This window comes from Salinisphaera sp. Q1T1-3, assembly GCF_003602005.1.
Lineage (GTDB): Bacteria > Pseudomonadota > Gammaproteobacteria > Nevskiales > Salinisphaeraceae > Salinisphaera.
Window position 1 is genome coordinate 57,536 of sequence record NZ_QZWD01000017.1, and the last position, 20,068, is coordinate 77,603.

General features: G+C 60.2%; 14 protein-coding genes and 1 pseudogene. 5 read left to right on the forward strand and 10 right to left on the reverse strand.

Annotation, left to right across the window (positions count from 1 at the left end):
- Positions 1-27 precede the first annotated feature (27 nt).
- The 4 genes from D3260_RS14385 to D3260_RS14400 form a co-directional block, all read right to left on the reverse strand.
- Positions 28-3,549 carry an AAA domain-containing protein gene (locus tag D3260_RS14385; RefSeq protein WP_158583553.1) on the reverse strand — a complete coding sequence of 1,174 codons (3,522 nt, stop codon included), beginning with the start codon at positions 3,547-3,549 and terminating at the stop codon, positions 28-30.
- Positions 3,550-3,729: 180 nt separating this feature from the next.
- The gene (locus D3260_RS14390) at positions 3,730-4,644 is read right to left on the reverse strand and encodes a bestrophin family protein (protein WP_120099307.1); all 915 of its coding nucleotides are present in this window, start codon (positions 4,642-4,644) and stop codon (positions 3,730-3,732) included.
- Between the two features lie 304 nt (positions 4,645-4,948).
- Positions 4,949-5,983, reverse strand: coding sequence for a serine hydrolase (locus D3260_RS14395; protein ID WP_233544094.1), 1,035 nt, complete (start codon positions 5,981-5,983; stop codon positions 4,949-4,951).
- A gap of 735 nt (positions 5,984-6,718) precedes the next feature.
- On the reverse strand, positions 6,719-7,042 hold the full coding sequence (locus tag D3260_RS14400) for a DUF2171 domain-containing protein (RefSeq protein WP_199671525.1): 324 nt from the start codon (positions 7,040-7,042) through the stop codon (positions 6,719-6,721).
- A 404-nt stretch (positions 7,043-7,446) separates the two neighbouring features.
- Here D3260_RS14400 and D3260_RS14405 point away from each other — a divergent pair, with 404 nt between their 5' ends.
- Complete coding sequence (locus tag D3260_RS14405; RefSeq protein ID WP_120099309.1) at positions 7,447-8,436, forward strand: zinc-dependent alcohol dehydrogenase family protein; 990 nt, start codon at positions 7,447-7,449, stop codon at positions 8,434-8,436.
- Between the two features lie 135 nt (positions 8,437-8,571).
- On the opposite strand, the gene D3260_RS14410 is transcribed toward D3260_RS14405, so the two are convergent.
- The 4 genes from D3260_RS14410 to D3260_RS14425 all read right to left on the reverse strand — a co-directional run bounded on the left by D3260_RS14410 (position 8,572) and on the right by D3260_RS14425 (position 12,910).
- Complete coding sequence (locus D3260_RS14410; RefSeq protein WP_199671526.1) at positions 8,572-9,339, reverse strand: NADPH-dependent F420 reductase; 768 nt, start codon at positions 9,337-9,339, stop codon at positions 8,572-8,574.
- Between the two features lie 445 nt (positions 9,340-9,784).
- A complete protein-coding gene (locus D3260_RS14415; RefSeq protein ID WP_120099310.1) occupies positions 9,785-10,027 on the reverse strand; it encodes a hypothetical protein in 243 nt (80 codons plus the stop codon).
- Positions 10,028-10,101: 74 nt separating this feature from the next.
- Positions 10,102-11,400 carry a TAXI family TRAP transporter solute-binding subunit gene (locus D3260_RS14420; protein WP_158583554.1) on the reverse strand — a complete coding sequence of 433 codons (1,299 nt, stop codon included), beginning with the start codon at positions 11,398-11,400 and terminating at the stop codon, positions 10,102-10,104.
- Positions 11,401-11,956: 556 nt separating this feature from the next.
- Positions 11,957-12,910, reverse strand: coding sequence for an SMP-30/gluconolactonase/LRE family protein (locus tag D3260_RS14425; RefSeq protein WP_199671527.1), 954 nt, complete (start codon positions 12,908-12,910; stop codon positions 11,957-11,959).
- 465 nt (positions 12,911-13,375) lie between these two features.
- On the opposite strand from D3260_RS14425, the gene D3260_RS14430 reads away from it, so the two are divergent.
- Positions 13,376-14,134, forward strand: coding sequence for a Bax inhibitor-1/YccA family protein (locus D3260_RS14430; protein ID WP_120099313.1), 759 nt, complete (start codon positions 13,376-13,378; stop codon positions 14,132-14,134).
- A gap of 425 nt (positions 14,135-14,559) precedes the next feature.
- Here the strand turns inward: D3260_RS14430 and D3260_RS14435 are convergent, their stop codons facing one another.
- Both D3260_RS14435 and D3260_RS14440 read right to left on the reverse strand, forming a co-directional pair.
- The gene (locus tag D3260_RS14435) at positions 14,560-15,426 is read right to left on the reverse strand and encodes a sulfotransferase family 2 domain-containing protein (protein ID WP_120099314.1); all 867 of its coding nucleotides are present in this window, start codon (positions 15,424-15,426) and stop codon (positions 14,560-14,562) included.
- Between the two features lie 358 nt (positions 15,427-15,784).
- Entirely contained in the window at positions 15,785-16,261 is a 477-nt protein-coding gene (locus D3260_RS14440) for an NYN domain-containing protein (RefSeq protein WP_120099315.1), read from the reverse strand.
- Between the two features lie 774 nt (positions 16,262-17,035).
- Here D3260_RS14440 and D3260_RS14445 point away from each other — a divergent pair.
- The 3 genes and pseudogenes from D3260_RS14445 to D3260_RS14455 all read left to right on the forward strand — a co-directional run bounded on the left by D3260_RS14445 (position 17,036) and on the right by D3260_RS14455 (position 19,787).
- Positions 17,036-17,863, forward strand: coding sequence for a DUF1963 domain-containing protein (locus D3260_RS14445; protein WP_120099316.1), 828 nt, complete (start codon positions 17,036-17,038; stop codon positions 17,861-17,863).
- 183 nt (positions 17,864-18,046) lie between these two features.
- On the forward strand, positions 18,047-18,508 hold the full coding sequence (locus tag D3260_RS14450; RefSeq protein WP_158583555.1) for a DUF805 domain-containing protein: 462 nt from the start codon (positions 18,047-18,049) through the stop codon (positions 18,506-18,508).
- Between the two features lie 201 nt (positions 18,509-18,709).
- Positions 18,710-19,787, forward strand: a pseudogene (locus tag D3260_RS14455) (IS5 family transposase).
- Positions 19,788-20,068: the final 281 nt, after the last annotated feature.

The window sequence follows — 20,068 nt, forward strand, 5'->3', positions numbered from 1 at the left end:
ACGATGCCAACGCCGGCGGCACATCATTCATCCACGGATGCGAGCGTTGAGCGCGTCCAGCTGAATGCGGGTTTCCTCGGTCAGATTGCCGCTGTAGAGCATGGACGTTTCCATGTTCTTGAAGCGGCCTTCGCGGGCGGCGCTCGCCCAGTTGTACGAGCCGACACATAAAAAGCGATCATCGGCCATGATCAGCTTGCTGTGCACCTGCGTCACGACGTTTACCGTCAGGCCCATTGCCGTTAGGGCGGCACAGCACTTTTCGAACCGTGCGGTCCGATCGGCATCCGGCTGGGTCGCCTGCGTGGTATTGAAGTGATGATCGGTATAGATCGTGATCGCGACGTGGCGATCGGCCGCCTGTCGCAAGGCATCGGCGAGCCCGGTCTCCTCGAGTCGGTCCAGCGAAATCCAGGGCGAGACCAGAGCGACCCAACGGCGCGCGCCTTCGAGCAGCTCCCGGATGCAACGATCGTGCGCTTCGGCATCGTTGATGAGACGCGGCGTTTCGCACAGCGCCAGCAAATCCGGTCGGGCCGCGCTCGCCGCGAACGGCAAGGCATTATTCGGTTCGCTAAACAGATACCGGCCGAGCAGATGTCGCGGGCTGCCCCGCGCGGCGCTGCCGATCACGTCCATGTCGCCGAAAACCAGAAACGAATCGCGGGCGCGGGAGACCGCCACATTCAGCATCGCCGGATCGTCATCGATGAACCGGCCATTCGTGTGTCGCGAATAGACGCCCGAAAACAGCACGACATCGCGTTCGGCCCCCTGAAGCGCGTGCACGGTGCCGATCGTCATATCACCGGCCTGCGTACCGACGCTGATATCCCGCGCGCGACAGGCCTGTGCGATCAGGCGGGCCTGAGCCTTGAACGGCGTGACCACCCCGACGATCTGTGCCAACGGCTTGCCGTGAGTCTTTTCGAGCCGGGTGCGCTGATCAGCCAGCCATTCCGCGATCGTGATTGCCTCCAGCCGGTTCACGCGGCTGCCCGACGCCGGTGTCTCGGCACAGCCATCCACGTGGACATAACCCAGCGGCGGCAGCGCCGGATCGATGGCCGGCGTATCGCGCAACGGCTGCAGCAATCCGCGATAACAAAGCGCATTGCAGTAGGCAATGATGGCATCCAGACACCGTCGATGCGCACGTAGAAACATGCCGGCCTCGGCATCATCGAGATAGCGCACCCGGCTGGCGGCCTGCGCGATGCGCATCACGCTGCCATCGACCACGGTCCGCCCGCCTTCGCGCAGCGTGTCGTAGGCATCCCGATTCGCCAGAAGGCCCTGATGGGCCAGATTGCCGACATCGATGCTCGGCGACTGCGTCGCGACCGGCTTGATCTGATGGATATCGCCGATCGCCAGCAGGCGACGCGCCAGTGCCGTCGATGCGCCGGCCACGTCGGGGGCGACCTGCCCGGCTTCATCGACGATCAACAGATCGATCTCGTTGGTGAGATAATCCTCGCGGTATCGATCCTGGCCCTCAAAGACGCGATGCGTCATGTGCGAGGGCAGAGAATGCAGCGTCGAGACGATACAGGGCGTCAGCATCATGCGACGCCGCCAGCGCGGACGGACTTTTTTCCGCCCCGGTTTTTCGCGCCCTCGGGCGGTCTGCTCGGTCAGTTCCTCGGCGCGTGCCGCACAGTCGGCGAGCCAGCGCGCTTCCCAGTAGTGGACCGCCCGTTGGAACAACGTGAAACGCAGCGATGTATCCAGCGTCTGATCGAACACATCGAACGAGTCTGGCACGGCCGCGAAACCGAGCTTTCGATAGGCGTTATCCAATGCGGCATGCGCCGTGTCCAGCGCCTGAAGACAGGCCCGGCCGGTCTCCAGAAACGCATCCGCCTGCGCGACCGCCTGCCGCCGGTCGGCCAGAGCCTCGCGCAGCACGGATTCGGGGTCGCTGCCCGCCGGTGCGGCCTCGATTCGCTGGCGTGCGTCTGCACTCAGCGACGTGGCGATGAAAAGCGCACGCCGGGCTCGACGTTTCCGGGCGACGGGCGGTACGAATGCGAACAGCGACAGCCACACGGGTTCCTCGGCGCACAGCCGTTGCCACTGTTGCAGATCGGCCAGATGCGCCTCTGCCTCGGCCTGTAGCCCATCACGTCGTTGCTGCGCTTGGGCCAGTCGTTGTTCGGGGGCATCGCCCAGCCGTTCGACGAGTTCTGCATGACGCGCGGCGCGATCCGCCCAGCGGCGCTGCAGGGCCTGCAATCGGCCCCGCGTGCGCTCGAGCTCTTGATGGAGCCGTTCACGAACCGTGTCGACATCGTCCAGCGTGTCGTCTTCGAATGCCCGTCGTGCGTGGCCAAGGAATGCGGCCTCGGCCGTATCCAGATATACCGGCGATTCGAGACGACGATAGAAAGCCGGGGTCTGATAATGGCGAGCGGCATCGTCTTCCCGGCTGCGCGCCGGATAATAGCCGCCGTAGCTGTCGATACCGGGCAGCCAGCGCCCGCCGAAGGGGTCGTCGGTCTCTTCGAAACCGTCGGCGAAGGCTTCCAGGATGTTCGTTACCGCCTGATTGTTGGAGGACGCCGCCACGATCAACGGCGGTTCGGTCTGGTCGAGCGCTGCCTTGACCCATTGCGAGGCCACCACTGACAGCACGAACGTGGTCTTGCCGGTGCCCGGCGGCCCGTTGACCGCCAGCAGTTCGCCCTCCCCCAAAGCCATGCTCTGCGCCAGCGCGTCGCGTTGCGCAATCGCCAACGGATACCGTGTATTGGCATGGCCGAGGCGATCCATCGCGCCTGTCCCCGCGGCAACACAAGGCCGATGCGATTCGACGTGACGCTGCGCATAGCCCTCGACGAGCGGCAGTGGTTGATCGGCGACAGAAAGCCAGTCGTACAGTTTGATGATGTGATGCGCCGCGCCCAACTGGTCGTCGACTTTCGCAAGCCGTGCCTCATCTGCGCTGACGAACGCCGTGTCGAGGAACGCTCGCGGGCAGAGGTCGTTGAAAAGTGACCGCGAGAGATCGTAATAAGCCTTCCAGGGCACGTCGCCGGCATCGTCATCGAGCAGCGCGAGCGCTTCGCTTGCCGACCAGACCGCGGGTTCGGCCCGACTCAGCACACGATCCTGATCGGCGACATGCGCGAGCGTGAATCGATCGTCGGCCTGGGGCTGCAAGAGATCACGTGGAATGACCGGGGGCTCGGCGGGAATGAACCGACCGTCGCGGGCAACCCACAGGCCACAGAGCAGCGGCGTGACGACATCCGGATACAGCGCCTGTTTCTTCTGGCCGTGTGCCTGCAATACCTTGAAGACCGCCGGGCGCAACACCACCCGCACCAAGCGTGTCGTTGCCGGCTCATCCGCGAAAAGCGCGGCCAGGGCTGGGTGGTCTGACGGCAGACGCCCGTCGCGATAGAACGACGCCGCCAGGCTGGCCGTGCCGCGCAACGCGCTCTCACTCAGCGCGCCGCGCCCGCTTTGTGAATCAGCCAGCGAATGACGCCAGTAACGCAGCCAGGCCCGCGTCGTCGAGGTCATCGTCTCGTCGTGGCTCATGTGGCCGCTTTCTCCCCTGAATGCCGTCATCACGCGGGATCGCCCCGGTCAAAACGATCGATACCCGAACATCGCGCGAGCGCGCTGCAGTACCAGCGCTGATTGCGGCCGCCGACCGAGACACTCGCCTGACGTCGTTGTTCAATACCGGGACCGATGGCGTGCGATCCGCGCCGGACGCTACCAGAGCACGCCCTTTTCCGGTTCGATCGGCGCTGGCGCAGGCTGCTCGATGGATTCCATCAGATCGATTTCGATGGTCGTACACATGGCGCTCAAGGGCAGATCGTGTGCCGTATTGGCGAACGGATCAACCAGCTCGTCCCCGATCCGCAGGGCAGCCAGAAACATGAGCGCGATCAACGATGAACCGATCGGCGTGAAGATCCCGAGATACGGGGCGATGCCCACCGGCAGCAGAATGCAGAACAGACGCACGAACAGCTGCGGGAACAGACGATACTGCATCGGCAGCGGTGTCTTCTTGATCCGCTCCATGCCACCCTGCGCGTTGGCGATGTCGATATTCACGGCTTCCATGCGCGATTGCTGGATCGTGTCGATATAACCCTCGGCCCGGGCCCGGGCGATCAGCCGGCCATTCTCGTTGAGCAGGGCATTGGCCGCGTTGGTCCTGTCGAGCATGCGCTCGGCATCGGTCGGCCGCAGGAGCCGATTCGCCGGCCCTGCCCGATCGGTTCCGCGAAGCTGGCAGCTCAGAATATGCACGTACGCGGCCTGGTTCGTGACGATGGCATCGCGTAGTTCTCTTGCACGGGCATCGGCGGTGCCGATGAACGACAACGCACAGCGCGAGATATTGCGCGATGCGTTGATCATCAGCCCCCACAGCACCCGCCCTTCCCACCAGCGGGCATAGGCCGCGTTGGAACGAAAACCGAGGAACAACACCAACACCGTGCCGAACAACGTCAATGTCGTGCGCGACAGCGCCGAGGACTGAAAATCGGTATAGCGCTCGGGCTGGGCGAAATAGACGAACGTCACGATCACGTCCCAGATGAACGTGAGCAGCAACGGGCGCCAGATCTCATTGAAGATATGGCGAAAACGGGGAACGGTCGTCACGATCATGAGGATGCGATCCGATGCGATGAATACGGGAAACAGCCGGTAACGACAACAAGCCGGCCCGTCTCGTGGACCTGCTCCTCTTGCCTCGGCACGGTTTGCGCACTTCAGGCATCGCCCTCGAATCGAAGGCCCGAAGATTGCCGATATTTTACTATGAATCAGTCATTTGCAATCTTTTACCCACCCGTCAGCAGCCTGATATGACAGCCGCTTCAAGACAGAATGAAACCCGCCGGCGCACAGAAAAGTCGCGATGCCCGGTGCGACCGGTCCAGCGCATCAGTGTGTTCGTGCGTGACATGTCTCAGGACGCGGCCTTGATCAACGCCCGCACGATCCCGGCCTGGCGGGTGAAGTACGTGCCGCTGGACGGCGGCGTCGGGTCGGAGGTCATCACCACGGTCATACGCCGGGCCGGCACCACGAACAATACCTGGCCACCATAGCCCCGCCCGTAGTGGGCGCTCACGCCGGCCAGTTCGGTGGTGAACCAGCCGTAGCCGTAGGCATCACCGGTGTAGACCGATCGGGTGCGCGGCTGCCAGCTGGCGGCAATCCATTCCGGCGAGATGACGGTTTCGCCGTTGACGCGCCCGTCGCGACGAATCATTTCGCCGAAGGCAAGCAGCGCTTTCGGTGTCAGTCCCATTTCGTTGCCACCGAAGTAGATGCCCTGCGGATCACGGGTCCACGGTGGAATATTGATCCCGAGCGGCGCCCCCAGCCAGTCGCGCATGAGCGCCAGCGTGCTGCGGCCGGTGGTCTCGGTCAGCGCGGCCGAGAGCAGATGCGTGTTGCCGGTTGAATAGCGCATGCGACCGCCCGGCGCCCCCACGAATGGCCGTTGGAGCGCATCGGCTATCCAGTTGCGGCTCGCGACCCAGGCGCCATAATTCTGCCCGGAGGTTCGCTCGAGACCGGCCTGCATGGACAACAACTGGCCGACGATGATGTCGCGGACACGCGGATCGATATCCGTCGGTACCCGGTCGCCGAGCAGTGCGACGATCGGCTGGTCCACACCGTCGAACACACCGCGGTCAATCGCAGCGCCGACCAGCGTGGCCATGACGGTTTTCGACAACGACTTGATATTGGCGGTCTCGTCCGTCGCATGGCCGCGAAAGCCACGATCGACAACGATCTCGCCGTCGACGGCGACCAGCAGCGTATGCGTACGCGGCAACGCGCCGGCCCGCGCGGCAATGTCGTCCAGCCGCGCGCGCTCGGCCGCATCCGCGACCTGGGCCCAGCCGGCCAGCATCAACCACAAGCCGATCGCACAATAACAACACCGCGAGGCCAATCGACGTCGCATGGCCTGTCTCGACAGATTCATGGCAGCAGCCTAACCGGTCGTCCATTCTGCTCGATGAACAACCAACGAAGCGCCGCTCCCGCCAGACGCACGTTGGATCAGCCGCTTGCCCACGGGCGACCCCAAACGATCGAACGCGCCATCACCGTCATCAGCGTTCGCAATGACAGATATACCGCCATTTCGCGATTGCCCTCTCCTTGACCGACGAGCGAGCGTCATGCGATCAGCGCCGTCGCCGCTAACGATCGCCCCAAGGGCAGACGAAGACGACGTGCACCTGCGGCCGGGCGACAAACAGACAGGCGCCGTCTGTCATCGTCTTCCAGACGCCTATCCCTGGCCGGCAGATCCATCCATCGCACTGAGCACGAGCGTGTCGACGGTGTGTCCGGTCTCCAGTCATCAAGGACGGTCGCCCCGGGGCAATTCGCTGCGCGCGCCGCCTCGGATCCTGGGATCCGCCGGACTGACGGCCGTCGCCGATACACGCACACGGATATCGCGCCCGGTCGGCGATGGGATATCCCCCTTCAATCGCTCCAGACGCGTTCGGGGCATTGATATCGCACGCGCCGCGCGTGGCAATCGCTTTCGTGATGTTTTCATGCACGAGGCAAGGAACCGGCCATGGTGGCCGACCCGACATCATGCAAGATCGTGACGGCATCGACGTCTGTCGTCGTCGCCCATAAAAAAGCCCCCGACCAGGCCGAGGGCTCGAAGGTTACGGACGTCCAGGCGCCGCGTATCGTCTTACGTATTAGCGCCGGAACCGCCCGGAATATCCGCGCCCTTTTTCAGATAAACGCGGTTGTCCTCGATGCGATCGACATCATCCAACGCCAGGAAATGATGCTTGTCGTCGGAGCTGTCGGTCTTGGTCAGCTTGATCCTTTCGTCCTGCACCTTGTCCACCGTGCCGACGTGCTGACCGTCTGCGTCGGTGACTTCCATGTGCTCTTTGATACGGAATTTTTCCAACATAACGGATGACTCCTTTGAAGTACCGTCGATACTAACGCAACGTATCGATTCTGTACGCGTGCCGTACTGACGCAGTTGCAGACGCTTTCGCATGACGCCGATGACTCCCATGCCCAGGCACCGATAGCGACACGCCAGTCTGGCCTGCCCGTCCTGGCCCGCATCTCATGTGATCGCCCCGTCATCAGCATCCGATGACCGCTTGTACCGTGTAAACGCCGTCGGCCGGCGGTAGCGCCTTCGGCAAACGACGTCACACACCGCGTGTGAAGGCACGCGATCACGCCGGCATGCCGATTGCCGCCGTGTCGTCCATGGCCGGCGCGTGTCTCGACAGGCTCGCCGCGCCAGGAAACCCGTCCCGAGCGAACGGTACCGTGGCACGTTCTGATCGTGGCCCTGTCAAAGCCGGACTGGCGCGAATCGACACAGCGCTTGGACGCAACCTCGACCGGCCCCAGATCCAGCCCCGTTGATGTCACAACCAGACGATATTGATGACACGCGTCGTTCGTTTTCATGAAGAAGGGGGGCCGGAAGTCCTCCGGATCGACGATGTCGAGGTCGCCGAACCCGGCCCGGGCGAGATTCGCCTGCGCGTCAAGGCGCTCGGCATCAACCGGGCTGAGGTCATGTTTCGCAAGGGCGAATATCTGATTGCGCCGCAGTTCCCGCAGGGTCTCGGTTACGAGGCTGCCGGTGAAGTCGAATCGGTCGGGCCGAACGTGACCGAATTTGCGGTCGGCGATGCGGTGAGCGTGATACCGGCCTTCCAGTTCGACGAATATGCGCTCTACGGCGAAACGGTACTCGCACCGGCCCGCGCGGCCGTCAAACATCCCGCCCATCTCGACTGGACCGAAGCCGCCGGCAGCTGGATGCAGTTCATGACCGCCTGGGGCGCACTCATCGATATCGCCAAGCTCGGCGAAGGCGACACCGTATTGATTCCGGCCGCCTCGAGCAGTGTGGGTCTGGCCGCGATCCAGATCGCCAACGCGGTCGGCGCGCGGCCGATCGCGCTGACCCGCTCGCAGTCGAAAGTGGCCATGCTGCAATCCGAAGGCGCAGCTGACGTCGTCGTCACCGAAGACAGCGATCTCGTGACCGAGGTGATGCGTTTGACCGACGGCCACGGCGCCCGCGTGGTGTTCGACCCGGTCGGCGGGCCGACGTTCGCCGAACTCTCCCGAGCCACGGCCGAGCACGGCATCCTGTTCATCTACGGCGCGCTGAGCGATCAGCCCACGCCGTTGCCACTGCTTTCCATGCTCGGCGGCCTGCAGACGGCCCGGGGCTACCAGCTCTTCGAAATCACCGGCGACGATGCGCGTCTCGCCCGCGGCAAACGCTTCATTGTCGACGGCCTTGAATCCGGCGCGCTGAAACCGCGTATCGATCGCACATTTGCCTTCGACGACATCGTCGATGCCCATCGCTACATGGAATCGAACCAGCAGATCGGCAAGATCGTCGTCACCGTGTGACTTCGGCGTCGCGGGTTCAATACAGCCGGCCGGGGCGATGAACGGCCGTTCGAGGATGAAGGCTGGCGCCCGGGATTCGGGCGCCAGCATCTCGCCCCGCTCACGCCCACGTCACCCGACGTGGGTGAGCCAGGCTTATTGACTCGACGCCGAAGGCTTCAAGTCCAGAATTCGGCGCAACGCCGGTGCCGTTGTATTGGCACGAAAACCGGGGTTGCCGTGTTCGAAGCGTCGACCATCGGCGAGATTGCCGACGATCACCGGAACGCAACCGGCGGCCTTGACCAGTTCGGCCGCAACCTGCATCGCCGCCTTGTCGTTACTGGCAAGCGGCATGCCCAGCGGCTCATGACGACCCTGGGTCACAGCGTTGATCAGCGAGGCATCCACCGCACTAAAGGCACGGACCAATCGCGCTCCCTTGAAGTAACGTTGCGAGACAACGCCGTCTCCGGCTTGCGCGGCCTCCTTGCCGATCGGTGTCTGCTCGTCGCCCCAGGAGTTGGTGGCATCCAGCAGAATCTTGCCCTTGAGCAGATCACCGTCATCACGCGAGACTTGCGGAATCGCCCGGTACGGCACCGCAAGCAGAACGACCTGGCCGTATCGTGCGGCCTCCTTCGGAGTACCGACGCGGGCCTTGTCTCCCAAACGCTTCGCCATGGGCGCCAGCTCATCCGGATGACGGCTGGCAAACATCACATCGTAACCGGCCTTGACCCAGGCCTTGCCTACCGCGCTGCCCAGCGACCCGGCCCCGATGACCGATAACGTCACTTTCCCCGGCGCGATATCGGCCGGTTTCAGGTCCGGGGCCGCGTCGGCCGCCAGCGAGACCGGACTAAAGATCATAGAAACGAAAAGACCGAGTCCAACGGCCAGTAATCGGCGTCTTTTCTGCATGCTTGTCTCCAGGACTGGGATGATGGTTTCCTGCGACCGCACAGGCATCGGTCGTTGCCGCGCTCACCTGACCATGGCCTCCGGCCTCGGGTTCACGGCATCGGTTTCAATATGGACTTTATCCGGACAAAGCACGATCCGAGGCGTCTCAGGACAATAACCCGACACGGCCATATCCAGCCAACCGGCATCGCACACTGCATATGGCCTTTATCGATTGGAATGACGATTCAAAACACAGCGTGTCGTACGCCGTCAGGACACCCTCGCAAACACACGACGTTGTCGCCAGGGCATCCGATCAGTCCGGCTGTTTCGGAAACAGGCCGCGTGACCGCCGCGGGATCAGGTTTTGATCCGGCGCTTTGCATTCCCAGCATGCAGTCATTCGTCGTCACGGCCGGCCAGCAAGAGACGAGGCGGCGATCGGTGGGTCGAAGCGGACTCACGTCGGCCGTCGGATGACACGCGTGCACCAGGTGATACAGATGATGAGAGCGAGCTGCAACGGCAGGCGCAGCGCTAGGGCCTGTTGATGTTTCGTTGAGCGCCGCGTTGGAGACCGCAAATCGCGCCCGGCGGCGCCCAGTGTTTCGAATACGCCCGTCATCCACACCAGCAGGCGCGGCACGGGCAGCGCCGGCGGCACAATCGACATCTCGGCGTCGGTGAACAGCAAATACGCCATGCCTCCGAAAAGAACCACGCGAAAACGAACCCCAGGCCGATGCCTCTTGCACCGACCACGACGTTGACCACCCACTATCCCACACGGCCTGCAATCCGCTTACGCAGCAAATCGATGTGCAGTCGGGCATTGTAGGCATAGCCCCGATAAGGCAGCGGCAGCTTTAAAGCGGCGATTTCGCGATCGAGATCGGACAGCTCGGATGCCAGATTGCGCAATTCCTCGGGGTCCGTCGTCTCGGCCGCGGCTTCGTCGATTTCGCGTATGCGCGCGTAGTGACGAAACACCCGGTTACGAATACTCCACTGATACAGCCCCGGCAGCGCGCGCAGCAGCGGTAGCAACAAGAACACGACTGGCAGCAGCAGAATGGCGAATCGGCTGATCTGCGCGACCACCCAGTATGGGAGAAAGGCCGAGAGCGCGCTCGGCCCATCCGCGATCAAATCGCGTGCGTAAGCGTTCTGCGGCAACGAGGTGTGCGCCATGGTCGGGAACTGGCCCGCCGGTGTAATCACGTCGCCATGTTGGTGGACCAGCTGTGCCGCGTTGACCAGCCGATCCACGATCGCCGGATGCAGATCGGACTGGGCCACGATACGGGCGACCAGCCCGAGCAGCTGACGCTTTTTGGCCGGCAACGGCGGGTTCAGGGAGAACGCGCCCGAGGGCACATTCACGATCACCGATTGCGGAATGCGGCGTGACAGGGCCACGATATGCGCCAGTTGCAACAAGCGCGTGTCCTGGTCCGACACGATCGGCGAGAGATAAGGCGCAGAAAGCGGCGCCATGAACAGCGCGATATCCGCCTGTCCGTTCGTCAGCCCGGCTACGGCCGCAGCTCCGTCGAGCGGTAGGAGCGTGTTCGCGCCGGCCGCGACACCGGCCGCCTTGAGCAACGCATCGGCGGCGGCCCGTGTGCCCGAGCCCGGCACCCCAGCCGCGATGCGCAAGCCGGACCACATCGCCGGATTGCGCGATACGCTTGCCGCCCCGGATTGCCGGGCAAAGATCAACAACGGCTCGGTAAAGACGGCACCGAGCGTCTCCACGCCATCGCCAACCGACACGCCACCCTGCAATAGCGCCGCGTCAGCCTTGCCCTCGTTCATCAGACGCGCGTTCTCGACGGAACCCGCGGTCGGAATCAGCTTCAGATCGATCCCGTCGCGGGCAAGAATATCGTGGTATTGCTGAGCGATGTGCCAATAGCCGCCGTTCTCGATACCGGCCGCAAAACGGACCGTCTGTGGTGGCAGGATGCCGCGGCTAAGCCACCACAACGCGACCGCGGCCAGAACGACCGCCAGAATCGCTGCCGGAATACGAAACATCCACTCCCCCGAGACAACCGCATTTTCTATCGGCATGAGAGCCCGATCACGGCCGCACTTGCAAGTCCGCCAAGTAGCAGCAGCGGTTAAAAACCGATCTGTTGATCCTTGTGAATAGCCTGTGACGCGGCGAACCACACTCTCGAAGCGAGCAGCCGGATACGCCCACGCACTTGTCGCGCCCCTCGCACTCCCGCGAAGCATGTCATGACAACGCGCTCGGGCGTGTCGTTACGAGGGGGCCAGTCGCAAGAGCGGCCAAGCGGCGGAAAAACAAGGCATCACAAGTGCGGCATGGCAGGCGTCACGTAAACGCGCGATAACGCCAGATGGCCGTCGCTTGGCGCTGGCGCTTCGGGTGATCCCTGCCGGCGGCGCCATGCCGCGTTGCGGCGCTTGCACGTGGCGCGCCGGCGCAGCAATACGTCTGTCTATCTCGTCTCGACACGCCAAAAACCAGCCGATTCGAATGGCATGAACCATCCAAAGATCCAGCCGGGCGCCGAAGCACGCGTGCACACAACTACGATTTCGGTCTCGGCAGTGTCGGACGACAAATTCGTATCCGATAAAGCACGGCCTTTGGGCTCGGTCATTTCGTGGTTTCCGATGCCATCCCGGTTGCGGCGGCCGACCGATCGGCCGCCGCCTGCATGACCGCGGTCGCCGCACCGGCAACAGACATCGGTAGCGTATAAATACCGTGGGTGGCAGTAATGAACAGAGTGCGGTCTTGCGGCCCGCCGAATGTCACGTTGCCGGTCCATTTCTGGTCGATCGGAATATGACCGATGCGCCGACCGGCACGATCGAAGATCGTTACACCGTGGCCCGTCAGATACACATTACCCTCGGCATCGAGCGTCATGCCGTCCGAACGCATCGATGTGAATAGCGTTTTATCGGACAGGTTTCCATCCGGATCGATCGTATAGCGCCAGGTCTGTTCGGCGCCGAAATCCGAGACATACAACGTTCGGCCGTCCGGTGTTCCAATGATGCCGTTCGGCTTGACCATGTCGTCGATCACCTTGACGGCGGCATCCGACCCAGGCGCGAGATAATAGACGTCTTCGCCCGGTAGATCCTGGGACTGACGCAGCCAGTACTTGCGCTGGTAGTACGGGTCGGTGAAATAGATGCCGCCACCCGGGGCGACCCAAAGATCGTTCGGCCCGTTCAGCTGGTGCCCGTTGACGTTGTCCAACAGGACATCGACCTGTCCGTCCGAGGCAATCGACCACAACTGTCCGTGTGCATCCGCAGCGGCGATCAGATTACGCTGCGCATCAAAGTAGAGCCCGTCCGCACGACCGGCCTCCTTTAAAAAAACCGATAGATCGCCGTCGGTACTGTACTTCCAGATCTGATTGTTGGGCCGATCCGTGAAATACACGTTGCCCGAGGCATCGGCCGCCGGGCCTTCGACAAATGCGAACTGATTCGAAACAAGCGTCAGCTCGGCTCCCTTGGCCACGACCGGCGCCCAGTTCGTGGCAGAGCCACTGGCCTGCGTCGCCGCTGTCGCGCCGGTATTCATTGTCATGCCGAAGACCGCGCAACAAAGTGCTGCTAACCGAAGTCCTCGATATCGTTTATTCATAATGATATGGGCCTTGTAACGAATTGGGTCGCCGCTTGTCCTCGCGGCCGCGGTAGGAAAAGACATACGCAAAAAGCCCACCAGATTGAGCCCGGCTCACCCCGCTGCGTTGTAACAAGCCCGATTTCCAATGCACGTTTCTATCGTATCGATAACGCGTACGGCCAAGCGGGCAGGCCACCGCCCGATGACTTTCGATAAGTCGAAAAATCCGAGCAGGATGGCGGCTCAATCGCCGCCCTGTTTGCGCCGACCCGTGACCGGCCGTTCGATCGACCCGCCGTGAAATAGAGAAGCAACGAATTCGAACAGTCCTGAGCCGACGCTATAGCCCACGGACACGCGTGGGCGCTGTCATCTGGCCACGGTAATATGACGATGCCCCCCCCCCCGAAACGAGCATCTCACATGGCCTCAGGCAACCCCGCGCTTACCCAGAAGACCTTCGTCAACGCCCCGGCGGCAACCGGCGCACGGATGACGATCAACGGCACCGTTCACAAGACCGCGGTTCTGTTGCTACTGACCGTGGTAACCGCGTTCTTCACCTGGCGCAGCGCCTTGTCGATGCTCTATACGAGTTCGACCTATGACCCGATGGCAGTATTCGGGCCCTGGGTGCTCGGCAGCGCTATCGTGGCATTCATGGTCGCGCTTGTGGTTATCTTCAAAAAGACATGGGCGCCTTATCTGGCGCCGGTCTACGCCATTCTCGAGGGGGTGGTGATCGGCTTCGTTTCCATGACGATGGAAATACAGTTTCCGGGCATCGCACTTCAGGCGGCGGGCCTGACGTTCGGCACGCTGGCCGGCATGCTCATGGCCTATCGTTCCGGGCTGATCCGCGCGACCGAGAACTTCAAATTGGGCGTGGTCGCTGCAACCGGCGGCATCGTCGTGGTTTATCTCGCCGACCTGGTCATGAGAATGTTCGGCATGCCGATCGGCTTCATCCACGACAACGGCTGGCTCGGCATCGGCTTCAGTCTGCTGGTCGTCGGCATCGCCGCACTGAATCTCGTCCTGGATTTTGACTTCATCGAGACCGGCGTCGAGCGCGGCGCGCCGGCCTACATGGAGTGGTACGGCGCATTCGGCCTGCTGGTCACGTTGATCTGGCTATATCTCGAGATTCTGCGATTGCTGAGCAAGGTGCGCAGTCGATAGGAATATTCAAGCAGCACCAGCTGGCCGACGCTGCTCTATTTCCACGGAGCGATACAGTCTCTGCACCGATTTCGGCAGCCGTGCCCGCGTCCGGCTGCTGAAGTCGACCGCCTGCGTGGTCTAGCGCTTGTTATCTAAGCGCGATGGGCGCACCAACTATCCATAGAGCGCCATCCACGAATTCGAGACACTCATCATACTGAATAGGTATCCGCGACCGATTACCAGGCCCCGACACCTATCCTGGCGCAGGATCGAAGGCTAAGAAAAAACATCAAGCAAGCCAGCCGAGTGCTCATGAGTCACTCGTCGGAAAGCACCCACCTAGCCTGTCATGTAAATCAACTGAACGCCGAAACACTGTCGACACCAACAGCAAGAAACAAACGAAGCGACGCGCAACAACCGTCGCTCGGAGACTGGTTTTAATCCAGGACACCACGTATCAATTGATGTCTTAAGAAACCTGAAGCCTGCTTCATGAAAAGCCGACTTGACGGTAACTTAGTCATGTCAACTATCTTGCTCTCGGTTTCTGCGACGTCATATCGCCACAACTGCGACGATTTAACGTATCCGGGCCACGAAGAATCGCTGGGCTTCGAGTATATGCCCCCCATGGCTTCATAATCGGGCGCGAGAAAGGACATCGCCTTTGCCATGGCTTCATCGGTCAGTGAAACATCAGACGTGGGTGAGCTGTTCGAATATTCCAGCTCCAGATCGACGTTAGGAAATGCGGTATTCGACAATTGCTCCATAGGGATCAAGTAATCGAAAAAACTCAGATCGTGCCCGAGGAAGTCAGTGAAACTCCTGACATGATGCCGGATCTGGTGTGAAATCTCACAATATGCTTCTATATTTGAAACAAATCCGCTCATATCGGGTGCTGGATCAAGTCCGCGCAAATCTCCTCGATCATAAAAGCGTTCCAGCGATCGGCTACGAACGATTATATGCCGATATGCAGAAGCGAGCCTTTCGAGCGGCTCCCGAACGACCGCGACCGTTGTCATGCCCGTGCTTGGAAGACGGCCCTCCGGCAGCGTGGTCGAAGGCAGCATTCTATGGATCGATTTTGCCAAAGACCTGTGATTTTCACCGTATTTTTTAAGATATAACGCTTCTTTAACGGTTGTACAGGCGCACTTCGGCACCGGATAATAGGCCAAATTATAATCTTGCAATACGATTGGAGACCTGTAACCACGCCATAGCATGTCATTTTGTATCTCTACTTTTTTTCTTTTATAACTAAAGCTCCTGGCCTTGCCTTTTATTTTTTTCATCGCCCCTCCCAAATCAGAAAAAATTTACAGCCTCGCTTTTCTTTGCAAGACAAAAACAGAAACAATTTTTTTATTTAGCCATATCCACCGACTGGCAAGCAACCCATCGGCCCCTTCAGACTGGAATACTTTCAGGCCGCAGCGCTTATTTTATGGTCGTTGTGACGCTTAGCAGATAATTCAAAACATTGCCCCTGAAGCACATACCCCCATTTGATACCCGCTAAGCACGAACGGAGCCCAGGCGATCTTTCATCTAGATTCTTGACTTGACCCAGCCTATACGCCCTTTTTTCACGGCATCGCTTGTCTCAAAATCAGCGATCTGAGGCGATTTCGTCGCTTGTCATAAAATGACTCAACCCAGCAGCAGTTCTTCTTTAATAGGAATGAAGCGGCTGGCGGCGTGAATCAGCGAATTCGCCGTCAGCTGAGCCACACCGTAGACCTCGACACGCTTGCCATGCACGTCGCGGATTTTCTGTGCCAGCAGATCGAAATCACCGTCGCCGGAAACCAGCACGATCACATCTGCCTGCGCGGCGTACTCGATGGCGTCTAGCGTGATGCCGACGTCCCAGTCGCCCTTGGCGGAGCCGTCCGCGCGTTGAATGAAAGGCTTGAGCTTGACGTCGAATCCGATCTTTCGAAGCGTGTTCTGAAAACCGCGCTGTTTGGCGTCGCCACGGTCGATGGCGTAGCAGCGCGCCGTCAACACGTCGCGGCTCGACGTCACTGTCGCCCAGAACCGGCGATAATCGAACTGTTTGCCGTAAGCATCACGAACGGTGTAGTAGACATTCTGCGTGTCGACGAAGATAGCGACGGTAGTCACGAAACAACATTCCCGACGAACTCAAGAGGCGTACATAGTGAATTCAACGCCCTATCACCGCAATTGAAATCACGCCGGCCGACCCGTCTGGTCAACACGGATCGCCCGGACGGAGCCAGCCCCTCTCGGACGCGGCAATTTCCAGGATCAATCTTAAGACAAGACAGCGCGACGGCGACTCACGCGGTGCCAGTTCGAACGATGACCGCATGGAGGCGATTTCCATAGTCGGCGTCTACCTGAACACGCGCACGAACTATCGCCTGAACTGAGAAGCGCCTTTCGTACTCGACCGCCATCGCGGCGCTGGCAGCGGCTATCATCTCGCGAGTTATGGGCAGCTGTGCCTAGGACATGTTGATGTTTCGTGCGAGCGCCCTTTCGTCGAGAGACCGCAGTGTGTCCGGCAAGGCGCGAGTCGCCGATCGTGGCGTGCCACGATCAAGGCTCCACAGCCTGGTCGTCATCATTCCGGAGGGTTCATGCCTGATTCGGAACAAACTGCGTTCTGACCAACTGGTTATCGAATCGCCCCCAATTATGGTGGTGCTTATTTGGTGGAGATACCCCAATCACGGCGTCTATCAATGAATTCGCTGCGACTACTAGCGCACTAAATACTAATTTTTTAAATTAAGTTAAATCGTGTCAATAATCAATATTACCGATTAATGCGCTAATTAATTAATAAATTACCCTTTCCTGAATTCACATAAGAGTGCCCACGCGTGAGATAGTAGTAGTGCCCCTGTTCACACGAGAACCCCCCCACACATGCAGGACTCGGACGAACCCAGCGCCGATTTCGAAGCCGATGCGGCTGACACCGATCAAGCGCTCCGCGCGACACTTGACGCACTCGGCCTGCATACGCTGGCGGATCTAAAAACACGGGTCCAGCCGCTTGTTAGGCAAGCCACAAGACTTCGAGTGGCAGCCCCCAAGCCACCGCCGGAAGATGCGGAACTGAAATCCCACTTCGGTGGCCTGCCTTATTGCGAAGCCGACGAAATCTGGCCGCAGCGCTCGAACGGCACCCCGCTGCATTTCGTATTCCAGATCTTCAATCGGTCGGATCTGGAAATCCCCGACAGTATCCGCCTCATCCAGTTCTATTATGACCTGCAGGGTGAGCTGTCTTTCGATACAGACGACGACGGCTGGCATGTCAGAATTTACAAGACGCTGAGCGTCGCAAATCAGGTTAAAGCCGCGCCGCCGGAGGCATTGGATACCGTGCCCTATTGCGACATTCAATTCGAGACGATCGAGTCGCTGCCCGATTGGGAAGGCCTGCCCTTGTTCGATAGCGCTGCGGCCGACCTATCCTGCGTTCTCGATACCAACGCGCCCTGGGAGAGTTATCAACAGATCGTCCAGGCACAGAACAACGAATCGGACTTTACCAGTCAGCTGGGCGGCTATCCTCAATGGATTCAGAGCGAAAGTACGCCCGAGGCTGAAAACGGTCAGCCCATGAGGCTTTTGTTTCAAATTGATTCCGGACATAGCGCAGAAGTGATGTGGGGCGACCTCGGCCTGGTCTACGTGTTCTACGACGAGACCAGCGATCGTATGGAATTCACGTTGCAGTCTTGTTAGGCCACAAGATCATCAACCCTTTGCTGCCGACCAAAACCAGACCCATTTCTTAACGCGAAAAATTTTAAAATATAGCGCGCCTGTCACGTCTAGACGCGCACTTAAATACCTTAATAAATCAGATTAAAAGGCAAATGTATGTGTGCGTCTACAACAAACGGCGATACGACTCAGCACAAGGGCATGCATGACGATTATTCGCCGAAGATGCTTCAGATTCGTGCTCGCATCGGCCGGATACGATTTACGGTGTATTCGCTCGGTATTTGGTTGACGCTTTTTAGTACACTTTTTCTATGTTTTGATTTTCTGCCTCAACTAAACCAAAAAGACTCTTTTGAAGAAAACCTTTCTCTTGTCGCTGTTTTATCAACCTTTTTATTGGCCGGCATAAAGATTTTCTTTGATACTCGTCGTCTACATGACGTCAATATCACGGGCTGGGCGGCTGTGCTGACATTCGTCCCCCTGATAAATATCGTCTTTGATCTCTTTTTGATGCTGGCGCCAGGTACCCGTGGAGATAACAAGTATGGGCGGCCGCCTTTACCCAACGGGCGCAAAGTATATATCGCTCTGACATTGCTGATTTTTCTACCTCTACTGATCTTTGTTCTTTACGGTATCTATGGTCACGATGCTTGATTAACTCGAGCACCTGAACGCGCCAGCCAGATAATCACCACACCGGTACATGCAGTGATATTGGCGGAGACGGCGAACCTCTCGGCGTTCGTCGACTCCGAGACCTACCACTGGCTCACATGCGATCTAGGGGGCTGCTGAAAAACCCCGCCAATTTGCCTGATAATTCGAGCCGAGCGAATTCCCGAAAGAGCGTTGTTGATGAGAAGGCCCGACGCCGAGCAATCGTCGCTGTTCTCCTATTCGCAGACGACGGATTTTGTGCCCGCGGATCATCCGCTGCGCCGGATCCGGTCATTGGTCGATGCCGCGCTCGAGTCGATGGACGGCACGCTCACGGTCAGCTACTCGTACATGGGCCGGCCGGGCATTGCGCCGGAACGCCTGATCCGGGCGCTGTTGCTTCAGATCCTCTACTCGATTTCGCTCCGAGCGCCTGCTCGTCGAGCAGCTGGCACCAACATGCTCTATCGCTGATTCGTCGGCTTGTCCCTGGACGATGCAGTCTGGGATGCCACCACCTTCACCAAGAATCGGCAACGGTTCATCGACGGCGCGGTCACGGGCCGGCTTCTGGACGCTGTCGTCGATCAGGCCCGGCAACGCCGGCTGTTGTCCGAGCAGCACTTCTGCGTGGACGGCACGTTGATCGATGCCTGGGCCTCGATGGGCAGCTATCGGCGTCAAGATGATGACGACGAGCCGCCCGGTCGCCCGCCCAACTTCAAGGGCGAGCCACGGCGCTCGGACACCCATGAATGCAAGACCGATCCCGATGCCCGGTTGTATAAGAAAGCCCCGGGGCAACCCAGTCGGCTGTGTTACATCGGCCACGTACTGACCGACAACCGGCATGCCCTGGTCGTGGATGCCGAGACCACACAGGCCAGTGGCACCGCCGAAGTCGATGCGGCACTGACGATGCTCGACCGAAGGCCGGGCAAGCGCCGACTGACCGTCGGCGCCGACAAGGGCTGCCGACAAGGGCCATGACCAGCACCGCCTTGTCACCGGCGCACGCCAGGCGAACGTGACGCCGCATGTCGCTCAGCACACGCATCGACGACGATCCGCCGTCGATGGCCGCACCACACGCCATGCCGGCCACGCGAAGTCAATCAACGCCCGCCATCGGGTCGAGACGCCGTTCGGCTGGGGCAAGTACGCCCGGCCGCTCAAACAGACCATGCGGCGTGGTCTCGATCGCGTCGCCGCCCAGGCCAGGCTGGTCTTCGCCAGCTACAACCTGGTGCGGATGACCGCATTGGAGGCGGCATGAGCGCGTCCCGTGGCCGGACTGCGTCTGGAATCCGGAATTCGAACCTTATCAGCCCGAAAATTGAGCAGAAAATGATCAATGGCCCGCGAATACGCTTGGCTGGCCGGGCTTCGCATCGAGATTTGGGCGCTATTTCAGCAGCGCCCTAGTCGAGCGCGATGCCACAGTCGAGGCGTATCTGGAGACAGACCATGTTTTGGGTCGCTCAGATGAGCGATCTCACCGACTAACGCAATAAAACATAAAGCGTGTCCTGTCCCGTCATACGCCAGCCCCCGAAA

Excerpts from the sequence above, each read along its gene's own strand:
- D3260_RS14385 (WP_158583553.1), bottom strand. The coding sequence starts at position 3,549 with ATGAGCCACGACGAGACGATGACCTCGACGACGCGGGCCTGGCTGCGT.
- D3260_RS14390 (WP_120099307.1), bottom strand. The coding sequence starts at position 4,644 with ATGATCGTGACGACCGTTCCCCGTTTTCGCCATATCTTCAATGAGATC.
- D3260_RS14395 (WP_233544094.1), bottom strand. The coding sequence starts at position 5,983 with ATGAATCTGTCGAGACAGGCCATGCGACGTCGATTGGCCTCGCGGTGT.
- D3260_RS14400 (WP_199671525.1), bottom strand. The coding sequence starts at position 7,042 with ATGCGAAAGCGTCTGCAACTGCGTCAGTACGGCACGCGTACAGAATCG.
- D3260_RS14405 (WP_120099309.1), top strand. The coding sequence starts at position 7,447 with ATGACACGCGTCGTTCGTTTTCATGAAGAAGGGGGGCCGGAAGTCCTC.
- D3260_RS14410 (WP_199671526.1), bottom strand. The coding sequence starts at position 9,339 with ATGCAGAAAAGACGCCGATTACTGGCCGTTGGACTCGGTCTTTTCGTT.
- D3260_RS14415 (WP_120099310.1), bottom strand. The coding sequence starts at position 10,027 with ATGGCGTATTTGCTGTTCACCGACGCCGAGATGTCGATTGTGCCGCCG.
- D3260_RS14420 (WP_158583554.1), bottom strand. The coding sequence starts at position 11,400 with ATGCCGATAGAAAATGCGGTTGTCTCGGGGGAGTGGATGTTTCGTATT.
- D3260_RS14425 (WP_199671527.1), bottom strand. The coding sequence starts at position 12,910 with ATGACAATGAATACCGGCGCGACAGCGGCGACGCAGGCCAGTGGCTCT.
- D3260_RS14430 (WP_120099313.1), top strand. The coding sequence starts at position 13,376 with ATGGCCTCAGGCAACCCCGCGCTTACCCAGAAGACCTTCGTCAACGCC.
- D3260_RS14435 (WP_120099314.1), bottom strand. The coding sequence starts at position 15,426 with ATGAAAAAAATAAAAGGCAAGGCCAGGAGCTTTAGTTATAAAAGAAAA.
- D3260_RS14445 (WP_120099316.1), top strand. The coding sequence starts at position 17,036 with ATGCAGGACTCGGACGAACCCAGCGCCGATTTCGAAGCCGATGCGGCT.
- D3260_RS14450 (WP_158583555.1), top strand. The coding sequence starts at position 18,047 with ATGCATGACGATTATTCGCCGAAGATGCTTCAGATTCGTGCTCGCATC.